This window comes from Microcoleus sp. MOSTC5 (genome assembly GCF_036701825.1).
Classification (GTDB): domain Bacteria; phylum Cyanobacteriota; class Cyanobacteriia; order Cyanobacteriales; family Microcoleaceae; genus Microcoleus; species Microcoleus asticus.
Genome location: NZ_JAUBRK010000002.1, coordinates 57516 through 79818 on the forward strand (window position 1 = coordinate 57516; position 22303 = coordinate 79818).

Here is a 22303-nt window from a genome sequence, read left to right on the forward strand (position 1 = left end):
TAGCGCGCATTTTGATACCAGGATTTTAATGTCTAGTTCCCTGCTGCTGTCTCTATCTTCGGGTAGTAAAACCTGATTTTTGGTTCCGGGTAGGGCTCATTCAGCACCCAAACCAGGGGGATTTTCTCGATCGACAAATGCGCCTGGGCTTAACATTAAATCATCCAGGGAATTGATGAGTGCGATTGCTTCTAAATTTGACCTTGCCTTGCAGGCGATTCCCTACCCTTCGGGAACCCCTGCGGGAAGATAGCTTCGCTCGCGCGTACCTTGATTAGACTAATTAATGCGAGTAATTTGTCAATAACTTTAAGAATTATTTAAGATTTTCGCTTTGAGAATTATTTGCAGAGGCAATTCGGAAACACTCTGTAATTAAAATAAGCGTCTCTCTTTGGGGTTTTGTCAACTTCCTACAGATGTTACAATGGATCAAATGATCGAATTTGCTAAAAACTCGATCGCCATAGCAACTCCCAAATTATCCTGCTGGAATTCAAAATTGTCACCAACGGCAGGAACTTTTTAGCCTCCACATTATTCAAAAAGATTGAGCCTCCAAGCGCTGTGTCATTTTTATCTACACGCAAGCAATCACCGACGACCATGAACACCTCACTGAACACCTCTACATTTGGCATAAACCGGATGCTGCGACAATCGCTGTTGCTTGGCATCATTTCTGCAGCAGCTTTGGCTAGCGGATGGGCGCCCGGTTTGTACGGACAATCCCCAAACCTCGTTTTCGGAGCAGCAGCCCAAGCTCAAGAGATTAGCAGCGAGGAAATTACTAGCTACGCTCGCGCTGTGTTGGCAATAGAACCCAGACGGGTGGAAGCTTTTAACGAAATTAAAGGAATGGCTGGGGGATCGGTTCCCAGAGTAGTGTGCAACGAAACTCAGGAAATTAATAGGTTGTCTGGAAATGTTCGCGGTATCGCAGTGAATTACTGCCAACAAGCTAAAAAAGTTATCGAAACCAATGGTTTGACAGTTAGTCGCTTCAACCAGCTCACTTTGCTCCAGCAAGCGAATCCGGCAGTCAAACAGCGAATTCAAGCGGAACTCCTGCGGCTGCAACAAGCGGGCAATCAATAAGCTTAAGGGTTTGAGTCTTTCTTCCTCTCCCGTTCGATTGTTCGAGTGACTAGACGGTATGCAAAAATTTTTGAAAAAATGGCGATCGTCTGTAATAAAGTGCTTGACAAAACAACCATAATTTGGTAATGAGATAAGAACGGGAGCGGTTTAGAGAGATGACTATTTTCCCACTAGGTGTAAATTCCAATTAAAGAGCAAAAAATGTTCCTCAAAAACTAGATGTGCAGTGAATTGCTCTGAGGAATAGAATATAAAAATGCTAACTTTCACAAAATATTTGCCTGCAAATCCCGATGCTATTGTCAGCTTTACTTTACCGATGACAGCCGACGATCGCACTCGCAGCCGCCACCGATTCGAGACAGAAACGGGGGAAAAGCTGCACCTGAGTTTGCCAAGAGGTACGGTACTGCGCGATCGAGATTTATTGCAGTCGGAAGACGGTAGCTGTTTGGTACTGGTAAGTGCAAAACCCGAATCGGTGCTGACAGCGCGGACATCAAGTCCGCTGCTACTGATGCGCGCGGCTTATCATTTAGGAAACCGTCACGTAGCTTTAGAAATTGCCGATAATTATTTAAGACTTTCTCCCGACTCTGTGTTGCAGGGAATGCTCGAAAAAATGGGTTTGGAAGTAACAGAAGAAATTGTGCCGTTTCAGCCGGAAATGGGCGCTTACGGGCACAGCCATTAGATTTTAGATTTTAGATTTTAGATTTTAGATTTTAGATTTACTCCCACCGATTAATCCGAGGGCTTATGACCAAATTGGTTTCGGCCATTCAATTAGATTTTAGATTTTAGATTTTAGATTTTAGATTTACTCCCACCGATGAATCCGAGGGCTTATAACTAAATTGCTTTCGGCCATTCAAGAAGCAAGAAGTCAACAGTCAACAGTCAACAGTCAACAGTGAACAATCAACTATTATGTTTGTTGCAGCTAGCTTTTGCACCTGTGGGAGCTTATAGTTATTCTGAGGGAATCGAAAGTCTGGTAGAAACCGGTGCGATCGACAGCGAGATTACTTTGAGGAATTGGTTAGAAAATTCGCTGCAATTCGGGGCTGTTCGAGTAGAAGCCGCTGTGGTGGTACGGGCTTTGAGGGCAGCCCAGATTGGGGATTTGACCGCTTTGAATTACTGGAATGCTTGGGCGACTGCTGCTAAGGAAACAGAAGAGTTGCGCTTGCAAAGTTGGCAAATGGGGCGGACTTTGGTCAGGTTACTGCTGGATTTGCGATCGCCCGTTGCTTCTGGGTTAACAACAAGTGTAAAAGATTTGGTGGAATTTGGCGGCAATCCGTGCAATTTTGCGATCTGCTTTGGCATTGCCGCCGCCAACTGGCAGATTGAAGAGGAAGCGGCCGTGTTAGGATATTTGTACAGTTGGGCTGCCAATTTGGCGAGTGCGGGCGTAAAACTGATTCCCCTCGGTCAAACAGCCGGTCAACAGTTGCTGTTAGATTTGCAATCTCCAATTAGCTGTACCGCGCAAGAAGTTTTAAAATTAGAAGATGATGATATTGCTAGTTGCAGTTGGGGATTAGGCTTAGCTAGCATGGCGCACGAAACTCAGTACACTCGGTTGTTTCGCAGTTGAAAATCAGAAAATCTAAAATCTAAAATCTAAAATCTAAAATCGCTATGGGTGCTTTTCGTGTAGGAATTGCGGGGCCAGTTGGTTCGGGGAAAACTGCTTTACTTGATGCTTTGTGCAAGTCGCTGCGGCAGCAGTACCAGATTGCGGTTGTTACTAATGATATCTATACTCAGGAAGATGCCCAGTTTTTGGTTCGGAGTCAAGCTTTAGAGAGCGATCGAATTTTGGGCGTAGAAACGGGAGGCTGTCCCCACACAGCCATCCGCGAAGATGCTTCGATTAACTTAGTAGCGATAGAAGAGTTAGAACACAAATTCACGGATTTAGATTTAGTATTTGTCGAAAGCGGTGGCGACAATTTGGCGGCCACCTTTAGCCCCGAGTTAGTAGATTTAACAATTTACGTGATCGATGTCGCTGCGGGCGATAAAATTCCGCGCAAAGGCGGGCCAGGAATTACTAAATCAGATTTGTTAGTAATTAATAAAACAGACCTCGCACCTTATGTAGGAGCAGATTTAGGCGTGATGGAACGAGACGCTAAAAAAATGCGCGCCGACAAACCTTTTGTTTTTACTAACTTGAAGACCAAAGAAGGATTAGAATCAGTAGTTAAATTCATCCACTCCCATATCGTGTAAAACATCAGTCTGCATCTGCGTTCATCTGCGTTTATCTGCCTTCATCTGCGGTTAAAACTCCTAAAAACTATCACCGCACCACCAATTCCCTCACCAAATTAGCCAAACGTTCTGTACTATCTCTCACCGCTAATTGAGCAGCAGCTTTAGACATTTTTTCCAAATATTCCGAATCTCTTAACAAATACAATACTTTGCTTTGCAACACATCTGCGGTCAGTTCGCTTTGACGGAATACCACGGCGGCGCCGGCTTTAGCAAATACTTCCGCATTAAATCTTTGGTGGTCGTCAGCGGCGTGAGGAAAAGGAATTAAAATAGAAGGTACTCCCGTCACTGCTAATTCTGTTAGAGCACTCGCGCCCGATCGACTAATGGCTAAATTTGCTCGCTGCAATAAGCTCGCCACATTGTCGTAAAATGGCATAGACAAATATTGCTCGTGTTTTAAACTCTCAGCCTCCGGGTCATTATTTCCTGTCAGGTGAACCACCCAAGCACCAGCATCAAACCAAGCCGGAGCACACTGGCGCACTAACTGATTGATGGCGACAGCACCTTGAGAGCCGCCCATGACTAAAATTACAGGTACACTGTCAGGAATTGGCAAATTTAGAGGTTGGCGGGCGAGGAATTGCGATCGCACAGGTGTACCCGCAACCACGGTTTTCGCGCGGGGTAAATGCTGGGCCGCAGCTTCAAATCCGATCGCCACAGCAGTGCACAAAGGACTAAACCAGCGCGTCACCTTCCCGGGAATGGCATTAGATTCGTGGAGAATCACCGGCAAACCCAAAGAACGGGCCGCCAGAATTGCAGGCGCTGCGATGTAACCGCCGGTAGTAAACACTCCCTGAAAATTTCCCGCTTTGAGCAACTTCCGCACCTGAAGGATCGAGCCGGCGAGTCCGCCCAAAATTCGCAGTGTACCGAGCCCAAATTGCTGCTGAAAGCCTTCGACGGCGATCGTGTGGAGGGGGTAAAGGGATGAAACTAACTGGGTTTCCATGCGGTCTGGGACTCCCAGCCATTCGATCTGACAGTCGTTCAACTGACTGGCGGTGGCGATCGCGGGAAATAAATGTCCACCAGTGCCGCTAGCTGCAACTAACAACCGGAGGGGGGCTTTTGTCAAGGTATTTGTTTCTTTTACAAGTACAAGTTCCACAGGTCGAGCGATTTTATATTTGAGGTTTTAGATTATTATGCTTATTATTCCGGCAGTTTCAGCCAATTATCAATCAGCAATCTAAAATTAGATTGTGCCGTGTCCGTCCTTCCGTTGTCAGTTTTCGTTGCAGGCGAACAGTTGCCCGCGCCACGACTCCTGACAAATAACCAAATTATCACCTAATGCGTAATTTTTTGAATTTAGTGCCAAGTGCATCTGAGTATTTTTCCAGCCGTCGGCTGGAAAAAGCCGATCGGGCGATCGTTTTTGGCTTTAACTGCGGGCAGTCGATCGCTCAAATCTTGTTATGTTTAACAGTGGTAAGTGCTGGCGTGCTGCATCCGAGTGCAGCAAGAGCGATCGGTGCGATCGCGGCGACTCCCCGAACGATCGCCCAAACCCCTGCAAATGCGCCGGCCCCACTCACAAAACTGCTAACAGAAATTGACGCAGCGGCCAACCGGCGCGACGTCAAAGCAGTTATGGCATTTTACAGCCAGAACTTCACTCATTCTGACGGCTTAAACAGCCAAAGCATGGCAAAAGCCCTCACCCAACTCTGGGAGAGATATCCGAGTTTAAATTACCGCACCGAAATCAAATCTTGGAACACCGAAGGTAGCGCCATTGTCGCTGAAACCGTAACTACAATTTCCGGCACTCACAAACAGGATGGCAGAGAATTAACTCTCAAAGCTACTATCCGTTCTCAGCAGCGCTTTGAAGGTGAAAAAATAGTTAAGCAAGAGATTTTAGCAGAACAAACTCAGCTTAGTTCTGGCCAAAATCCTCCCACAATTGAAGTGAATGTGCCGGAGCAAGTTAAGGTGGGCGAAGAGTACCATTTTGATGCCATTGTTCGAGAGCCGATCGGCGATGATATTTTAATAGGGACTGTTTTGGAGGAACCCATTACCGAAAAAACCTTTTTTAATCCCTCAGAAGTCGAGCTGGAGTTGCTAAATTCCGGGGGAATTTTTAAAGTAGGTAAAGCTCCGGCTACCCCTGAAAATCGGTGGGTTTCAGCAGTTTTGATGCGACAAGGCGGAATTGCAATGGTTAGTGTGCGATTGCGGGTTGTCAAGTAATAAAATAGGTGTTATTGGTTATTTGGGTAATTTCTGTAGTGGCGGGTTAGGTAAAATCTCTAATACAAAGGAGAGAACGGGTAAACCTGCCCCTACAAGAATTATGGTTATTTGACCAGACTTGATTTTCTGCCAACTCAAAACTAACTTTTTCCCTCTTCCTTCCTCTCTCCGCCCTAGAAAGGTTAATACATCTTCCTTATTATTAAAAATGATTTCTATCCACAATCAAATTGTTTTCATTACAGGTGCAAGTAGCGGTATCGGATCAGCCTGTGCCAAGATATTCGCCAAAGGTGGAGCAAAACTAATTTTAGCAGCCCGCCGCTTTGAAAAACTCGATCGACTGGCGAACGAACTTGTAGAAACAAAATCGATCGCGTCGGCGAACGAGATTTACTTGCTAGAATTGGACGTGCGCGATCGCCCGCGAGTCGAATCGGCGATCGCTGCGCTTCCCGATGCGTGGAAAAGCATAGATATTTTAGTTAACAATGCGGGATTGAGCCGGGGTTTAGACAAACTGCACGAAGGCAACTTTCAAGATTGGGAAGAAATGATTGATACCAATGTTAAAGGCTTGCTGTACATGACTCGCTCGATCGTGCCGGGAATGGTAAGCCGAGGCCGCGGCCACGTAGTGAATATCGGCTCAATAGCCGGCCGCCAAACTTATCCGAAAGGCAATGTTTATTGCGCTTCCAAAGCAGCAGTGAGAGCTATTTCCGAAGGTCTGAAACAAGACCTTTTGGGAACACCAGTGCGAGTGACGGAAATAGAGCCTGGTTTGGTGGAAACAGAATTTAGCAATGTCCGGTTTCACGGCGACTCAGAAAAAGCCAAAAATGTCTATCAAGGGTTGACACCTCTGACTGCTGACGATGTAGCCGATGTTGTGTATTTTTGCGCGACGCGATCGCCCCACGTCAATATTAGCGAAGTCTTGCTAGTTCCGACAGCTCAAGCTAGTGCAACTCTGGTTCACCGAAAAGAGTTTTGAGCAGTCAGTAGTGATACCTAATCCGACTTAAATAACCCCTTTATTTCTCAGTCAATCTATTCTTAGACTTCGTTTGTGTAGGAAAGGTTCCCAGCGCCGGTGTTATGAGGGATTTCTCAGCATGATTGCGTATGAAATGTGAATTCAAAACTTCTGGGTAGTTAAATATTTTCCGATTGACTAATTTTTTTTACTTATATAAAAATTCAACAAATAATTTGTATTTTTCGACTAATTTCACATACAACTATTCCGGACATCAGGATTGTAGCTAGTAAATCTCACCAGAGAGATAAAGCTCTGGATAGATATCCCCCCATTTGAGATGACAGGGTATGTCCCAAGTAACAAATCCCACTCAACCCCTAAGCGTTGAACAGAAGGCTGTCTTAATAGTTGGGTCAACAGGGCGATCAAACAGACAGGCGACAACTTGGCCGATCATCGATCAGCCTGTCAATCAGTTGCGATTTCTAGGTTTATTTACTTAAAAGCTTGATGGATTGCTTTCTTTAGCTGGTTGGTCATCTCGCTAGGGTGTAGATACTGCACATAAATCACTATCCTTAACAAAGGATTTACCATGTCTCAAATCGTAATTCCTAGTCCACCACCCAGTACAGGCTCAGATGACTGTGATGGTTTGATTATCATAGGCTCAAATGGTCAACCCAGGCCCACCACTAGACCCGGTATCCTGCAACTAAACCTCACTCCTTTGGACGACATTGCCTATAGCACTAACCAAGATGAAGAATTGGCTGCTCTAGAAGGTAACGATCTAGTTTATGGAGGCGGTGGCAATGATGTCATCCAAGGCAACCAGGGAGAAGATACGCTCTCTGGGGGCGAGGGCGATGATACTGTCATGGGCGGTAAAGGTAATGACATCGTTGATGGCAATGCTGGCAATGATGTCCTTTACGGCGATCGCGGCAACGACATCCTATTTGGCGGCGACGGCAACGACTATATCGAAGGCAACCAGGGAGATGATTATGTTAGAGCAGGCGCTGGCAACGATACGGTGTTCGGCGGTAAATGCGATGACGTTCTTTATGGCGACGAGGGCGATGACATCCTTTCTGGCGATCGTGGCAATGACTTCCTCGACGGCGGTAAAGGCAACGATACCCTTTTTGGAGGCAAGGGCGATGATGTTGTCGTCGGTGGCGAGGGCAACGACTCTCTCTTCGGCGGTAAAGGTAATGACTGGCTATTTGGCGGCGCTGGCAACGACTTCGTAAGTGGCAACTTAGGAAATGATACTGTCAGAGGCGGCGATGGCAACGATATTTTGTTCGGGGGTAAAGGCAATGATCTTGTTATGGGTGATGCTGGCAACGATATTATTTCTGGCAACATAGGAAATGACTCCCTCACAGGTGGTGCTGGGGCGGATACATTCCGCTTCGAGTTCTTCGGCATAGATAATATGGATACCCTTACCGACTTTAACCCTACAGAAGATAAAATTCAGCTTGACAAAGCTGTGTTTAATGCTTTAATACCGGGCAATCTAACTGCCAACCAATTTATTACCGACCCCAATTTCAATCCCAACACTCCTGGGGCAGCGGGCGCGGCTAATCTCATCTACAACCCGATTGACGGTTCGCTCTACTACCGCAATCAAAACGGTCAAATATCGATCGTCGCTCAAGTAGGTAATAACCTGAATCTTGGGTCGAATAACTTTGAAATAATTTAAAGTTAATCCCGATTGAGGGTGGATCTATCATTAATATAATTTAAACATTATCGGCTGGCTCAAGGCTCACAAAAAAATAAGCGATGGGGCTTCAAAAGTCAGAAAGCTTGTTAATCACTTGAGTCCCTGATGTCAGTTACAGCTAGCGGTTGCAATTTACCTTTTAAAATCACTAATTTAATTAAGTATGCTCAGCGCCCAAGGGACGGAACAAAATTCCAGTTTAGTAGAAGCTTTTGCCAAAATGGGTTTGCTGTGCGAGCAGGCGGGAAAGATAGAAGATGCTGCTTTTCACTACCAGCAGGCACTGGCTCTCGGAAAAAACAGCCCGGAATTGCAGCACAATTTGGGGAGAGTTCTGCAACAGCAGGGGGATTTTACAGGAGCGATTGGCAGCTATCGGAAGGCGCTGGCTCTCAACTCAGATGACGTTAAAGCTCACTACAATATCGGCGTTGCAGTTCACCAACAAGCAAGGATAGAAGCAGCGATTTACAGTTACCAGCAAGCGATATCTTGCTGGAAAAAAAGCTCTCAACCAGCTCTTTTATCCTACGCGGTAAATGCCTACAGCAATTGGGGCTGCCTTCTGGTGCAGGAGGGCAAAGTTGACGAAGCAATTGTGGTTTTTCAAGCGGGAATAGCTGTGGCGCCCGATGATGCTGCTCTGTACAATAATTTAGGTATTGCTCAGTTACAACTGGGGAAGCCAGAGGAAGCGATCGCCCTTTGCCGCCGCGCGATCGAGTTGCAGCCAGAATTAGTCATGGCCCGTTACAATTTGGGCAAAGCATTCCAAAGATTGGGGCTGCATACTTTTGCAATAGAATGTTTTGAGCTGGTAATTAGCAAGCATCCCGATCGGGTTTCGGCATACAGCGATCGGGCTGTTTCCCTGATGGCACAAGGCAAATTAGCTGAGACAATGCTATGTTGGCAAAAGGCTATTGCTTTGCAAAGCGAGTTTGTTGATGGTTTTTGCTGCCAAGTAGAAATGCGGTTGACTTCCGTACAAGAACTTAATGAACTCGATCGCTCTCAAATAGCCTGTGTGCGATTTCTGAAGCAACTTCAAGAAAAGGACGGCTCTGGTTACGCCATTTCTAGTCTTGCTAACAATCCGCTTCATCCTTCATCATTGGTTATCGATTTAGCAGAGACTTACTTCCATTTGGGAAACGCCTTATGCGAGTACGGCGGGTACGAACAAGCAGAAAGCTATTACCAAAAAGCTTTACAAATTCAACCTAAAAATGCGGATATTTACTTGCGGCTGGCTCATTGCTTGAGTCAGCAGAAACGATTTTCGGCAGCGATTGTAGTTTACCACATGGTGCTGGCAATTGCGGGCAACCGTTCGGATGTTTCCGAACAATTGCAGGCTGTATTGAAAAAACAGCAGGAGTTGATTCATTCTCCCTCAGCCAGCCAAGGGTTGAAACCCCTGGTTAATAGAAAAAGTCCACTAAAGTGGGCTAAAGAGCGGTGTTTTAGTCCTCTTAAACAGAAGCTGATTCATTCTCCCTCAGCCCGCCAGGGATTGAAACCCCTGGCTAATAGCGAAAGTCCACTAAAGTCGACTAAAGAGTGGTGTTTTAGTCCTCTGAAGAGGACTTCAGCTATGAGACAGGGAATTCATTCCCTGTCGGAGTGCGACTCTGACTCTCACTTGGGAAGCATGAAACACCCCTCCATTTTTAACGGCAATAAAAAGCCCAAATCGGAATGTCAGGGCTTAGATTGTCAGCGGTGTCTCAAGCGGATTTTCAGACAGTTTGAGCCTGTGCATTTAGGTAATGGCGTATATTCTTGTGCTCAGCAGGGAGAGACTGCTGTTGAGTCGCCGGAAACATTTGTGACTTCACTCCCAAACGGGCGGGCTTGGATTGTACCGCAGAAAAGTTCTTGGATGATTTGCAATGCTATTGCTATTATCGATTCTGGCGATCGCCTTTTACCAGAACTTTCCCGCGAATATCCGGGCGAGTTGCCGGGATGCGAAAATCAACATTCTACTCAGCACAGGTTTCTGAATTTAAAACCGGAAGAATTGCCACCTTTAGAAAAGATAGACGGTACGGTGGCGGTATTGGCTGGACTTTCGGGAAATGTCTATTTTCACTGGATGGCGGATATTTTGCCCCGGATTGAAGTTCTGCAACGTTGGGGGATAAATCTGGAAGAGATAGATTGGTTTTTGGTTAATAGCTGCCAGCAGCCTTTTCAGCGAGAAACCCTGAAAGTATTAGGGATTCCTGAATATAAAATTATAGAGAGCGATCGCCATCCTTACATTCAAGCCAAACAATTAATTGTTCCTTCTTTTCCTGGATATTTGGGCTGGCTGTCGCCGCAGGGGCTTGAGTTTTTGAGGCGGGTTTTTTTAAATGAAAAATTTAAACAACTCTGTAGTGCAAACATCTTTCTCGCTACAGGTACACAGGTAAGCGAGCAAGAGGAACGCCAATATATTTATCCAGAACGCATCTATATCAGCCGCAGCCAATCCAGTTACCGACGAGTCATCAATGAAGAAAAAGTAATCGAATTATTAAGCGGATTTGGCTTTGTTTCAGTGCTACTAGAATCTATGACTTTGGAGGAGCAAATAGCCTTATTTTCTCGCGCAAAAGCTATCGTAGCGCCGCACGGCAGCGGTCTGACAAATATTATATTTTGTAGTTCAGGAACAAAAGTAATTGAGCTAGTCTCTCCTAATTATATCAGGCACTACTATTGGGCGATCTCTCAGCAGCTAAATCTTCCACATTATTATGTAATAGGAGAGAGCTTTAATTGTTACCCAATTCGACAGTTAATGTATCAAAACCCATTGACTGAAGATATTTTAGTCAATTTGAACTCTCTCAAAAAAATGCTGGAAGAGACCAATCTTTTTAGTTCCAAAAATTCCCTAGATTTAATATTTCTTGAAAACCCTAAAAACTCTACAGCAATTATGAACCAAGAATCAGCAGATTATTTTCAAAAACGGGCAGAATTTTATTTAGAACAAGGTAAGTTAAGCGATGCTGTAGCTGCTTGCGAGCAAGCCCTGAAGCAGAAACCTGATTTTGCACCAGCTTACAAAACCTTGGGCAAGATTAGCCAAGTACAAGGTAATTTAGCCAAGGCAAAGCATTGGTACGTGAAAGCTCTGGAAATTCAGCCTGACTTTGCAGAAGTTTATACTAATCTTGCTACTCTGTATACCCAAGAGAAAAATTGGGAGCGGGCTTTAATCTTTTACCAAAAAGCAAATTTACCTCAGATAGAATCTTCCATAACTAATAGCAATCAAGGTATTTTACCCTTCAAGCCTGACGATATTGAAGTTTACATTCAAGGTGCAGAAGCATTTTATACTCAAAGGAAATTCGAGCAGGCGGCGGCGGCTTGCCAGCGAGTTATTCAAGTTAAACCAGATGCGAGGGCTTATAAAATTTGGGGTAATGCTAGGCAAGCTCAAGGCAAGGTAGAAGAGGCGAAAAATTGCTATGCTAAGGCGATTGAACTCGATCCTGATTTTGCGGAAGCTTATACTAATTTGGGGACGCTTTACGCTCAGGAACAGCAGTGGCAATCTGCGATCGCATTTTACCAAAAGGCGATCGCCCTTCAGCCGAATTTAGCATCAACTTACCGAAACTTAGCTCGCGTGTGGACACAAATGGGGCAGCTATCGGAGGCTGACGAGTGCTGGTTTAAAGCGTATTCTCTAGAACCTGCCAAGGCAACACCTGAAGAACACATTCATCTGGGCGATAACTTTTTGAAGCAGAATCAGGTAACGCAGGCTATACGCTGCTACTGCCACGCTATCGAGTTAAACCCCAATTCAAACCAAGCTTACCAACAGTTAGGAAATGCTCTCAAAGCTCAAAAAAAGGTGCAGGAAGAAGTTGCTAGTTATCGAAAGATAATTGAACGACCTGCTAACATTTTTGGGGATTTATTCAAGACAGTAGTTGTGAGTTTTAATCCGAAATCTGAGTTACCGCAGAATCCGCAAACATCTACTTTGCGGGCAAATGTTGCAGCTAATTCCTTGCAACTCAATTCCACAATCTCCGCTGAAAAACCTCGCGTACAGTTGCAGCAGCCGACAACAATTCCTGCTGTACCGCAACAGTTAAATACGATCGCCCTTTCGGAAAATTCTGCACCTGCTACTCAAAACTCGGCTAATGTTTTGTCGCCGGTGACAGTTGTTGATAGCGGTTTTACGGCAGATTTTCGGAAACCAGAAACTGCTGATGACTCCATTCAGCGGGCAGAATCTTATTGCGCTCAAAAACAATTCGAGCCGGCTATTGCTGAGTGCAAGCGAGCTATTAAAATCAAACCAGATGCGGTGGCTGCTTACAAACTGTGGGGCAAGATTTTGCAAGTGCAAGGGAATACAGAAGAAGCGATCGAGTGCTATAAAAAAGCCGTCCAAATTAATTCTAACGAGGCAGATATTTACGTAAACCTTGGCACTTTGTATGCTATGGGAAAACAGCTATCGCCGGCAATTGCTTGCTACCAAAGAGCGATTGCTATCCAACCGAATTTAGCACCAGCTTACCGGAATTTGGCTAGGGTGTGGAGGCAGCAGGGCAAACAGGAAGAGGCGAACGAGTGCTGGTACGAAGCTTATTCTTTGGAACCAGAAAAGGTATCGCCCGATCAGCATTTTAAATTGGGCAACCTTTTGTTTAAGCAAGGTCAAATTACTTATGCGATCGCGTGTTACCGCCGCGCGATCGAGTTACATCCAAACTTAACTGCTGCTTACCAAAATCTGGCGATAGCGTTAAAAAAGCAAGGAAAATTACATGAAGCTGCTGTCTGTTTGGAGAAAGCTGCGGCACTTAACAACAGCGGTTTGGTAGCCGACCATCTAGCAAGTGATACTGTTGCCCCTGCGACGCGGGTAAAGGGCGATAGAAACACTCACACACCTGCTGCCGCTGCGGAAGTTGGGGATGCGATCGCTTCTTCGGCACCAGCAAACAATCCGAACAACAGTTATTCAAAATCTGCCGAAAGTCTAAGATTATCCGCACTTGATAGCGGTAAAAATAACAGCGGCAAACCTGTGGCGATAGTCAATTCTGTCAGTGCAGAAACATACATCAAACAGGCCGAAGCTTATTACGCCCAGGGGAAATTTGAAGAGACGATCGCGGAGTGCAAGCGAGCTATTGAAATCCAACCGGATGCAGCATTTGCCTACAAGATTGCGGGGAATGCTACCCAAGCTATGGGCAAAGCAGAGGCGGCGAGGTATTGGTACGTTCAAGCGCTGGAAATCGAGCCTGATTTTGCTGAAATTCATGCCAATTTAGGCAGCCTTTACGCTCAGCAGAAAGAGTGGGAAAAGTCAATTGCTTGTTACCAACAAGCAATTAAAATTAAACCTAATTTAGCATCTGCTTACCGGAATTTAGCGAGGATATTTGTGCAGTCCGGTCAGCCGCAAGCAGGGGCAGAATGCTGGTATAAAGCTCTCACTCTCGATATCAATTGGGCTAAGCCTGACGAACACTTTACTCTGGGCAATACTTTGTTAGAACTGGGTCAGTTGGATCGAGCTATTTCGTGTTATCGGCGGGCGATTCAGTTGCAGCCGAGTTATGCCGATGCTTATCACAATTTAGGGGAGGTTTTGAGCGTTATGGGACAGTGGGAAGAGGCGATCGCGGCTTACCGACAAGCGATCGAGCTGAACCAAAATTTCGATGCACCTCATTACGGTTTGGGGAAAGCTTGGGCAAGTCTCGATCGGCGCGAAGAGGCGATCGCGTGTTATCGGAGAGCGATCGAGTTAAATCCCAATTTGGTTCAAGCTTATCAAAGTTTGGGGGATGCTTTGGACAGTTGGGGTCAGTTGGATGAGGCGATCGGATGTTATGAAAAAACCATTGAATTGAAACCGGACATCTGGGAGGTTCACCAAAAGTTAGGGGATGCTTTGCAAGAAAAAGGCGAGATTGATGAGGCGATCGAGGCTTACAACCGCGCCATTGAACTAGCAAAAATTTAGCAAGTTTCCGGATACCTCGTTAGGCAGATGAAAAATAAATTCAACTGATATAAAGACCTCAAATTACCACAGGTAAAGCGTATGAGCAGCCAATCCAACATCATTGCATTCCCAGTAAAAAACTCTTCAGATTTATCCGTATTACCGCACCAAGAACCTCCTGATTTTTGGCCTCCAAAAGTGGTTTTCTCAAAAAGGGCTGTCTCGGAATCTGGGGAACAGGATAGGAAGCGAGACAAGCATTCTGACCAAAGTGTGGAAGCTAACTTCAATGCTGCCAAACCTCACTACAGCTTAGGTAAGGCTTTGGCTAAAAAGGGGGAATGGGAAAAAGCTATTTCTTCCTATCAAAAAGCCTTAAATGTAGACTCTAACTCAGCCGAAATTTATCACTATTTGGGGGATGCTCTTGTTAAAAATGGTGAGTTGGAGGAAGCCGTCAGAGTTTATCAAAAAGCTATCGAACTTCAGCCTAATCTGTGGGAAGTTCACCACAATTTAGGGGATATGTGGCAAGCACAAGGAAGGTTAGATCAGGCAGTTGTTGCATATCGTCTGGCTATTGAGTTTAATCCTAACTTTTGCTGGTCGAACAATAATTTAGGGGATAGTCTGATTAAGCAAGAGAAATGGAAAGAAGCGGTCCAAGCGTATAGAAATGCGATCGAGCTAAATCCAGACTTCCATTGGTCTTACTATAATTTGGGGGAAGCTTTGGTGGAGTTGGAGAGGTGGGAGGAGGCCGTTGTTGCTTATCGGCGTGCAATTCAGTTAAAGTCAGATCTGCCATTCGTGTATGAAAAGTTGGGGGATGCGCTGCGAAATCACAGCCCATTATCTGCGAAAGAAGCTATTAGTTATTACAATCAAGCTATTCAAGAAAATCCAGATCATATCAAGCTCTATCACAAGGCTCTGGAGGTTAACCCAAAAGATCCGAAACTCTATTTGGGTTTGGGTAATGCTTTGATTAAACAAGGACAAAGGGATGGAGCGATCGTATTTTACCAAATGGGGCTGCAACTTAAGCCTGGTGACTTTGAAATTTATTTGCAGCTATGGAAAGCCATGCTCCAGATTAATGATGGCTTTGAAGATGTCGCTGTACAGTCGCAAGCGGATTTGATTGATTTTTGTGGAGAACAGAAGGTTCATAATAAACCTTCACAAATTCCCTTGTCATTTCAATTCTCGCCTGTCTCAAAATCTACAGTTGATAGAGTTGATATTGTTCTCTGCGTTCACAATGCTTTCGAGGATGTAAAAGAGTGTCTGACTTCCATTAGACTACACACAAAGGTTGACTATCGCTTGCTGATTGTAGATGACGGTTCTCAAGCAGAAACTAGAGACTTTCTTAAGTCGTGGGTTCAAGAGGATTCTGTAGCCACTTTGTTTAGAAATGAGACGGCTCGCGGTTATACCAAAGCAGCTAACATTGGTCTGCGCGCCAGCAATGGTGACTACATTATTTTATTAAACAGTGACACAATTGTTACTCCTGGGTGGCTTGAAAAATTAATTGAATGTGCTAATTCTCTAAAAAATATTGGCATAGTTGGACCTTTGTCAAATTGTGCATCTTGGCAATCTATTCCGGAAATATTTGACAAAAACGGTGGCTGGATGATTAACAATATTCCTGAAGGATACTCCCTGGAAAGTCTGAGTGATATAGTGGCTAATGTTTCCGACAAAGCATTTCCTTCTGTAAATTTTGTTAATGGTTTTTGTTACATGATTAAGAGAGCTGTAATCGATGCCATAGGTTGGCTGGATGAAGAAAGCTTTCCCTACGGTTATGGAGAAGAGAATGATTTTTCAATTCGAGCTCGCAAAGCTGGGTTCAAACTCGCAATAGCCGATCATGCCTACGTCTATCACTCTAAATCTAAAAGTTTCGGACACGAACGCCGTCAAGAGCTTTCTAAACAAGGCTCGGCAGCATTCAAATCCAAGCATCCTGATATTAATGTCAAAGCTTTGACAGAGGAAATTAAAAATAATTCAGCTCTCGAACGTTTGCGTCTTAAACTACGCGAACATATCGTGCCTCTAGGAATCAATACTAATAATTTGCGCTAAAAACAAGATCGAATAGAGGTTTGTATATGTCAACAAAAACTAACCAAGAAACGGCTGAAACCCATTTCCAAACAGCCAAACAGTTGGCAGGGGAAGGTAAACTAGACGAGGCGATCGCTATCTACCGTCAAGCTATTGAACTCCACCCCAATAACTCTGAGTTTCACCGCAGTTTGGGGGAGGTTTTGCAACGAGTGGGGCAACACGAAGAAGCGATCGCCTGTTATCGTCAAACAATAGAGTTGCAACCGAAATTTTCTAAGGCTTACCATAACCTAGGAAATGCCCTGGGCCAACTCAAACAATGGCCCGAAGCGATCGCCTCTTATCGTCAGGCACTCGAACTTAATCCTAATTTTCCTACTGCTTGCTATCGTTTAGCCGAAGCTCTCAAACAGTTTGGAGAAACTGAAGAAGCGATCGCCGCCTACCGTCAAGCTATTGAACTCAACCCAAATAACCCTGACTGTCACCACAGTTTAGGGGAACTTTGCCAACAACAAGGAAAATATGAGGATGCGATCGCATCTTACCGTCAAGCAATTGAGCTGCAACCAAAGCTTTTTAAAGCTCACCATAACTTAGGAAATATCCTCCTACAACTGAAAAAATTGCCTGAAGCGATCGCCTGTTATTGTCGAGCGATCGAACTTAATCCAAATAATCCTGAGTTACACTTCAGCTTAGGAGAGCTGTGGCAACAACAAGAAAAACATGAAGAGGCGATCGCTTGCTATCGTCAAACAATTAAGCTGCAACCCAAGTTTTTTAAAGCTTATCATAACTTAGGAAATTCCCTTGGTCAACTCAAGCAATTGGAGGAAGCGATCGCCTCTTATCGTCAAGCAGTTGAGCTGCAACCTAAGTTTTTTAAAGCTCACAATAACTTAGGAAATATCTTGGGAAAACTCAAAAAGTGGCCCGAAGCGATCGCCTCTTATCGTCAGGCGATCGAACTTAACCCCAATTTCCCTACCGCCTATTATCGTTTAGGTGAAGCTCTGGAACAACAAGGACTAATAGAAGAGGCGATTGCAACCTACCGTCAAGCTCTTGAACTTAACCCAAATAACCCTGAGTGTCACCACAGTTTAGGGGAACTTTGGCGGCAACAAGGGAAATATGAGGATGCGATCGCATCTTACCGTCAAGCCATTGAGCTGCAACCGGATTTTTCTAAAGCTCACCATCACTTAGGAAATGCCCTCGGTCAACTCAAGCAATGGAAGGAAGCGAGCGACTCTTACCGTAGGGCGATCGAACTCAACCCCAATTTCCCTACCGCCTACTATCGTTTAGGCGAAGCTCTCCAACAACTTGAACTTACAGAAGAGGCGATCGCTGCCTACCGTCAAGCTATTGAAATCAAACCCGATTTTTCTGCCAAAGTTTACCACAATTTAGGAGAACTTCTCAGCCAAAAAGACCAGTGGGAAGAGGCTATTAGCTGTTATCGTCAAGCGTTTGAGCTTGACCCCAACTTTTCTCCAGCTTATCACAAATTAAAGGAAGCTTTAGCCCAGAATGGTCAGCTAGATAGAGCTAAATCTATTCCCTATTATCAGCCGACTTTCAAGTTAAATGTTAATGATGAATTCCCCAAACTTTTATTTATTCTCCCCGTCAGAGGCGGTGGAGGTGGCGCTCATTCAGTCGTGCAAGAAGCCTTAGCACTTTATCGCTGTGGCATCCCAGTCAAAATAGCTGTCAATCAATCTAACTTTCTTGACTTTTTAAAGAGTTACACAACCGAAATTCCCGAGATCGATCAAATTGCTATCTCTTATCAAACTTTAACAGACCTAAAAAACTTAGCTAAAAATTTCTCTGTTGTCTGTGCAACGACTTATAGCTCAGTAAAAATGCTGGAAATGCTAGTCAGAGACAATCACCAGATTTTGCCGGCTTACTATATACAAGATTACGAACCCTTATTTTCTTGTATAGATACCCCTGAGTGGGAAGAAGCACGAGAATCGTATACACTGATTCCCCATGCTGTCCGGTTTGCCAAAACCAACTGGTTGTGTCATATTGTCGATCGCAATCATGCCGTTAATGTTCACAAAGTCCAAGCCAGCATCGATCATCAAGTTTACTACCCTCATTTGAAGAGTGAAAACTCTCGTATAGAGATTTCTATGATGGTAAGATTCACCACGGCCAGACGCGCTCCCCGTCGCACATTAGCTGTCGCTAAAATTTTATCAGAATTGTTTCCAAATCAAGTGCATTTTACCATCTTTGGCTCAGACCGGAGTCTGATTGAATCTGCTGGTATACCGATTCCTAAAAATACTACTATCTTTCCTCATCTGAGTCGCTCCGAAGTGGCTGCCCTGCTGCGGAACTCAGATATATTTCTAGATCTTTCTGATTTCCAGGCTTTTGGGCGTACAGCTATAGAAGCAATGGCTTCTGGCTGCATTCCAGTTGTCCCCGATAAAGGAGGAACGGATGAATTTGCTATCCCGGATTTTAACTCTGTCGTCGTTGACACAACGTCGATTGAGGATTGCATCAAGGGTATTGGCAAACTGATCCAAGCCGACCGCAATGTGTTATTGCAACTCAAGTTAAATGCTATTGAAACAGCAGCAAAATATTCACCCAAACGTGCTGCTCTGAGCATTTACAATCTTTTCTACAGTCAGCTACTTCAACTTGCTTCATAGTTATTTTAGGATGTTAAAGTGATGGTCGTGTTAGATTCTGTTCTTCAAAAGCGATATCTTCATAAGGTTCAAATCCAGTTAATGGTGCGAAAAAGATGGGCTTATTTGCGCTATATTCAGATACGTGAAGCATTAATTCAAGTCTTAAAATCTGCCGGAGAAATCAACTCTTTTCTGAGCGTTGGTTGTGGTTCTGGATTAACTGAAATAGCCCTAGCTCTAGAATTTCCTGAAATTAAGTTTCATCTTACGGATATTGATACTAATACCAATATTCAACAGCGACTAGGGGTTCGCATGAGCAACGAATGGGCTATTCCCAATGTCAGCTTTGGCACTTATGATACTTTAACCCCATCACCAGAATCCTACGATATAGTCGCCTCGATTGAAGTCCTAGAACATATCGAAGCTGACAAAATAGCAGCAATTAATATGCGTGCAGCGGCACGGAAGTATGTATTTGCACTTGTTCCATTTGCTACTCATGAAACTAACATGAACCCAAAGATGCGAGAAAGTGTATGGAAAAATCATCAGCATTATCGCGTCGGTTACAATGCAGATAGCATCCAAGAAATCTTCCCAGATGTTACAATCTTACGTGGGTGTTACTGGAATGATGCTGGCATTAAACTGCGCCAAAAACTTGAACACTTGTCTGATGAAGAAATCCGGGCTTTATTTCCCCATTTAACTCAGCTAGCTACAACAGACATTCGTAACAGTATCCCTAGCGCTGATGGAAAGTGTCATGGAATGTGGATATTGTCAAAAGCATAAATTGTATAATCAGGAAATAATACCATGCTGGACTAAATTGAGGAGTTTAAGCCGCCTAAAAAGTATAGAGTTAAGGTGAATAAGGGAATGGGCATAAATTAAGCTCCGATGGCTTAACTTATTACCATTCCCAAGGTAACTGACTATAAAGAATAAAGTGTCCCTTTTTGATATAGCAAATGTTTATGTGACAGATTTCGGACATCAGATACACTGACATTCTCAGCTAACCAAATAATGCCAAAAAATTCTCTATAAACTGGTTCAGTGAGTGTCAATATTGGTTTTACTCCATGTTTTTCCAGCTCCCAATGATGTTGGTTTTTAAGTGATGATAGTGGGTGAATAGTTGCATCTATCGAAGAATTAAGCAGGACTCTCCCATAGATTTCATAGTTGGGTGCGTTTATATCTTCAAGAATGTTCATTACCTGCTCAGCTTTCAGATGCAAAGTATGACCCGTCCAGTCAGACCAATAGAATTTTAGACCTAAACATTTCAAGTAGTCATCGGCATCGAAAAAAGGACCTCTAATAAAAACGAACTTTCTTGAAATTCGGATAGCATTTTTTATTGCTTCTTTGGCACAATCTAATGTTGGTAAATGCTCTAAAGTATGGTTGAGAATTGTAAAATCTACGCAACCATCTGGGAGATCGAGATTGCAAAAATCTCCTTTGATGGCGTCATATCCAGCAGCTTTAGCTGATGCTACCTTCTTCGGATCGATATCGATGCCGAATCCCTTACGCCCTTTGAGTATCTTGATCCCAAATTGAATTGAGCTACCGTTAGAACAGCCAAAGTCGGCAAAATCAAAACTTGTAATATCGATATTATTCATCATTTTATTCCCCTCAATCTTAAATGTCTTGTAACTAAAGATAATTACTTAATACATGATTTGGGTAAGCTCTTCAGGAAAATAGATGTAGAGCTGCTAATAGAATAGATTTATGCTGGGAGATGTAGAAGCGCAATTCGCCCTATATATTATATACCACAAACTTCTAATCTACATCCTTCCCAGATTCAATCCGGATCAAATAGCAAACTCCAGAAGAAATAATTATCAACGAACATATCCCCAATAGTACGATATGCCTAGTCAAAAACCCTTGGTACCTCCTTCACAGCGTTTAGGTTCATCTAAAAACTACTACAAATTTCAAGGACAACCCTACAAACATCTTGAAGTAGAGATTAATTTGACATCTTTAAAAACTATAGCTACTGCTATTTTGTTAGGGGTTCCTTATCTTGGGTTGATTTACGTATTTTTATCGGGAGGTGCCCAAGTAATAGCTATTAGTTTAGTAGTATTAGGTATCTTGATAGGGGGTTCGATCGCGCTTTTATATTATTTAAACAGAGAAGAGTATGTTAAACCACCTGCCAATCAAAAGAAACGGCACTGATACACAGTCGATCGCCCTCCAACTCTGTAATTCAGAATTTGCCTATCCTCAAGCGATCGCCCTGTTGAAAAATTAGATCCGACTCTCCGGATGGCGCTCGAATTCTCAGGAAGCTTAATTGGTAGATGCACCCTGATTAATTAACTCCCGACCAATTTTGGCCGGGTTTTTTTTGGCGATCGCACGCCCTCGCCACAAATTCTCCTAAATTATGTCAAATTGTCCTGAAAAAGGTGTTTTGAGGCGGGAGATTAAATTAGTAGATGCACCCTGATTAATTAACTCCCGACCAATTTTGGCCGGTTTTTTTTTGGCGATCGCACGCCCTCACCACAAATTTTCGCAAATTCGGCTAAAGTGTCCTGAAAGAGGTGTTTTGAGGCGGGAGATTAAATTAGTAGATGCACCCTGATTAATTAACTCCCGACCAATTTTGGTTTGGGGTTTTTTTTGCGGTATCCAGGGTGATGCTGAAAAAGTTTGAGGTTGTCCGGATGGCGATCGAATTCTCAGGAAGCTTAATTGGTAGATGCACCCTGATTAATTAACTCCCCGCCAATTCTGGTTTGGGGTTTTTTTTTGCGGTATCGACGGTGATGCTGAAGAAAGTTTGAGGTTGTCCGGATGGCGATCGAATTCTCAGGAAGCTTAATTGGTAGATGCACCCTGATTAATTAACTCCCCGCCAATTCTGGTTTGGGGTTTTTTTTTGGCGATCGCACCCCAAACCACGAATTTTCCCAAATTTTCCCAAACTGTCCGGAATAGGTACACCTCGAACCGGAGACTAAATTAGTAGATGCACCCTGATTAATTAACTCCCGACCAATTTTGGCCGGGTTTTTTTTTCGTATTGCACCCCAAACCACAAATTTTCCCAAATTTTCCCAAATTTTCCCAAACTGTCCGGAACAGGTGCACCTCGAACCGGAGACTAAATTAGTAGATGCACCCTGATTAATTAACTCCCGACCAATTTTGGCCGGGTTTTTTTT

General features: G+C 44.0%; 14 protein-coding genes. 11 read left to right on the forward strand and 3 right to left on the reverse strand.

Features of this window, described 5'->3' with window-relative positions:
* Nucleotides 1-606 precede the first annotated feature (606 nt).
* The 4 genes from QUA54_RS01255 (at nucleotide 607) to ureG (ending at nucleotide 3345) form a co-directional block, all read left to right on the forward strand.
* On the forward strand, nucleotides 607-1098 hold the full coding sequence (locus QUA54_RS01255; RefSeq protein WP_172184942.1) for a DUF4168 domain-containing protein: 492 nt from the start codon (nucleotides 607-609) through the stop codon (nucleotides 1096-1098).
* A 259-nt stretch (nucleotides 1099-1357) separates the two neighbouring features.
* Nucleotides 1358-1795, forward strand: coding sequence for an urease accessory protein UreE (gene ureE / locus QUA54_RS01260; protein WP_333412652.1), 438 nt, complete (start codon nucleotides 1358-1360; stop codon nucleotides 1793-1795).
* A gap of 219 nt (nucleotides 1796-2014) precedes the next feature.
* Complete coding sequence (locus tag QUA54_RS01265; RefSeq protein WP_333412654.1) at nucleotides 2015-2704, forward strand: urease accessory protein UreF; 690 nt, start codon at nucleotides 2015-2017, stop codon at nucleotides 2702-2704.
* A 44-nt stretch (nucleotides 2705-2748) separates the two neighbouring features.
* Nucleotides 2749-3345, forward strand: a complete 597-nt coding sequence (gene ureG, locus QUA54_RS01270) for an urease accessory protein UreG (protein ID WP_333412656.1) — start codon at nucleotides 2749-2751, stop codon at nucleotides 3343-3345.
* A gap of 70 nt (nucleotides 3346-3415) precedes the next feature.
* Here the strand turns inward: ureG and murG are convergent, their stop codons facing one another.
* Nucleotides 3416-4513: an undecaprenyldiphospho-muramoylpentapeptide beta-N-acetylglucosaminyltransferase gene (murG, locus tag QUA54_RS01275; RefSeq protein ID WP_445301516.1), complete on the reverse strand. Its 1098-nt coding sequence runs from the start codon at nucleotides 4511-4513 to the stop codon at nucleotides 3416-3418.
* A gap of 185 nt (nucleotides 4514-4698) precedes the next feature.
* On the opposite strand from murG, the gene QUA54_RS01280 reads away from it, so the two are divergent.
* The 7 genes from QUA54_RS01280 (at nucleotide 4699) to QUA54_RS01310 (ending at nucleotide 19889) form a co-directional block, all read left to right on the forward strand.
* A complete protein-coding gene (locus tag QUA54_RS01280) occupies nucleotides 4699-5604 on the forward strand; it encodes a nuclear transport factor 2 family protein (RefSeq protein WP_333412657.1) in 906 nt (301 codons plus the stop codon).
* A 211-nt stretch (nucleotides 5605-5815) separates the two neighbouring features.
* Nucleotides 5816-6604 carry an SDR family oxidoreductase gene (locus QUA54_RS01285; RefSeq protein WP_333412659.1) on the forward strand — a complete coding sequence of 263 codons (789 nt, stop codon included), beginning with the start codon at nucleotides 5816-5818 and terminating at the stop codon, nucleotides 6602-6604.
* A gap of 583 nt (nucleotides 6605-7187) precedes the next feature.
* Entirely contained in the window at nucleotides 7188-8315 is a 1128-nt protein-coding gene (locus tag QUA54_RS01290; RefSeq protein ID WP_333412662.1) for a calcium-binding protein, read from the forward strand.
* Between the two features lie 187 nt (nucleotides 8316-8502).
* Nucleotides 8503-14346: a tetratricopeptide repeat protein gene (locus QUA54_RS01295; RefSeq protein WP_333412664.1), complete on the forward strand. Its 5844-nt coding sequence runs from the start codon at nucleotides 8503-8505 to the stop codon at nucleotides 14344-14346.
* 81 nt (nucleotides 14347-14427) lie between these two features.
* The gene (locus QUA54_RS01300; RefSeq protein WP_333412666.1) at nucleotides 14428-16431 is read left to right on the forward strand and encodes a tetratricopeptide repeat protein; all 2004 of its coding nucleotides are present in this window, start codon (nucleotides 14428-14430) and stop codon (nucleotides 16429-16431) included.
* 26 nt (nucleotides 16432-16457) lie between these two features.
* Nucleotides 16458-19106, forward strand: a complete 2649-nt coding sequence (locus QUA54_RS01305) for a tetratricopeptide repeat protein (protein ID WP_333412668.1) — start codon at nucleotides 16458-16460, stop codon at nucleotides 19104-19106.
* Between the two features lie 21 nt (nucleotides 19107-19127).
* A complete protein-coding gene (locus QUA54_RS01310; protein WP_333412804.1) occupies nucleotides 19128-19889 on the forward strand; it encodes a class I SAM-dependent methyltransferase in 762 nt (253 codons plus the stop codon).
* A 143-nt stretch (nucleotides 19890-20032) separates the two neighbouring features.
* Here the strand turns inward: QUA54_RS01310 and QUA54_RS01315 are convergent, their stop codons facing one another.
* On the reverse strand, nucleotides 20033-20737 hold the full coding sequence (locus QUA54_RS01315) for a class I SAM-dependent methyltransferase (RefSeq protein WP_333412670.1): 705 nt from the start codon (nucleotides 20735-20737) through the stop codon (nucleotides 20033-20035).
* 1245 nt (nucleotides 20738-21982) lie between these two features.
* The coding region (locus QUA54_RS01320) for a hypothetical protein (protein WP_333412672.1) at nucleotides 21983-22303 on the reverse strand (321 nt) is incomplete at its 5' end.

Coding starts and splice junctions, on each gene's coding strand:
- QUA54_RS01255 (WP_172184942.1), top strand. CDS start 607: ATGAACACCTCACTGAACACCTCTACATTTGGCATAAACCGGATGCTG.
- ureE (WP_333412652.1), top strand. CDS start 1,358: ATGCTAACTTTCACAAAATATTTGCCTGCAAATCCCGATGCTATTGTC.
- ureG (WP_333412656.1), top strand. CDS start 2,749: ATGGGTGCTTTTCGTGTAGGAATTGCGGGGCCAGTTGGTTCGGGGAAA.
- QUA54_RS01280 (WP_333412657.1), top strand. CDS start 4,699: ATGCGTAATTTTTTGAATTTAGTGCCAAGTGCATCTGAGTATTTTTCC.
- QUA54_RS01285 (WP_333412659.1), top strand. CDS start 5,816: ATGATTTCTATCCACAATCAAATTGTTTTCATTACAGGTGCAAGTAGC.
- QUA54_RS01290 (WP_333412662.1), top strand. CDS start 7,188: ATGTCTCAAATCGTAATTCCTAGTCCACCACCCAGTACAGGCTCAGAT.
- QUA54_RS01295 (WP_333412664.1), top strand. CDS start 8,503: ATGCTCAGCGCCCAAGGGACGGAACAAAATTCCAGTTTAGTAGAAGCT.
- QUA54_RS01300 (WP_333412666.1), top strand. CDS start 14,428: ATGAGCAGCCAATCCAACATCATTGCATTCCCAGTAAAAAACTCTTCA.
- QUA54_RS01305 (WP_333412668.1), top strand. CDS start 16,458: ATGTCAACAAAAACTAACCAAGAAACGGCTGAAACCCATTTCCAAACA.
- QUA54_RS01310 (WP_333412804.1), top strand. CDS start 19,128: ATGGTCGTGTTAGATTCTGTTCTTCAAAAGCGATATCTTCATAAGGTT.
- QUA54_RS01315 (WP_333412670.1), bottom strand. CDS start 20,737: ATGATGAATAATATCGATATTACAAGTTTTGATTTTGCCGACTTTGGC.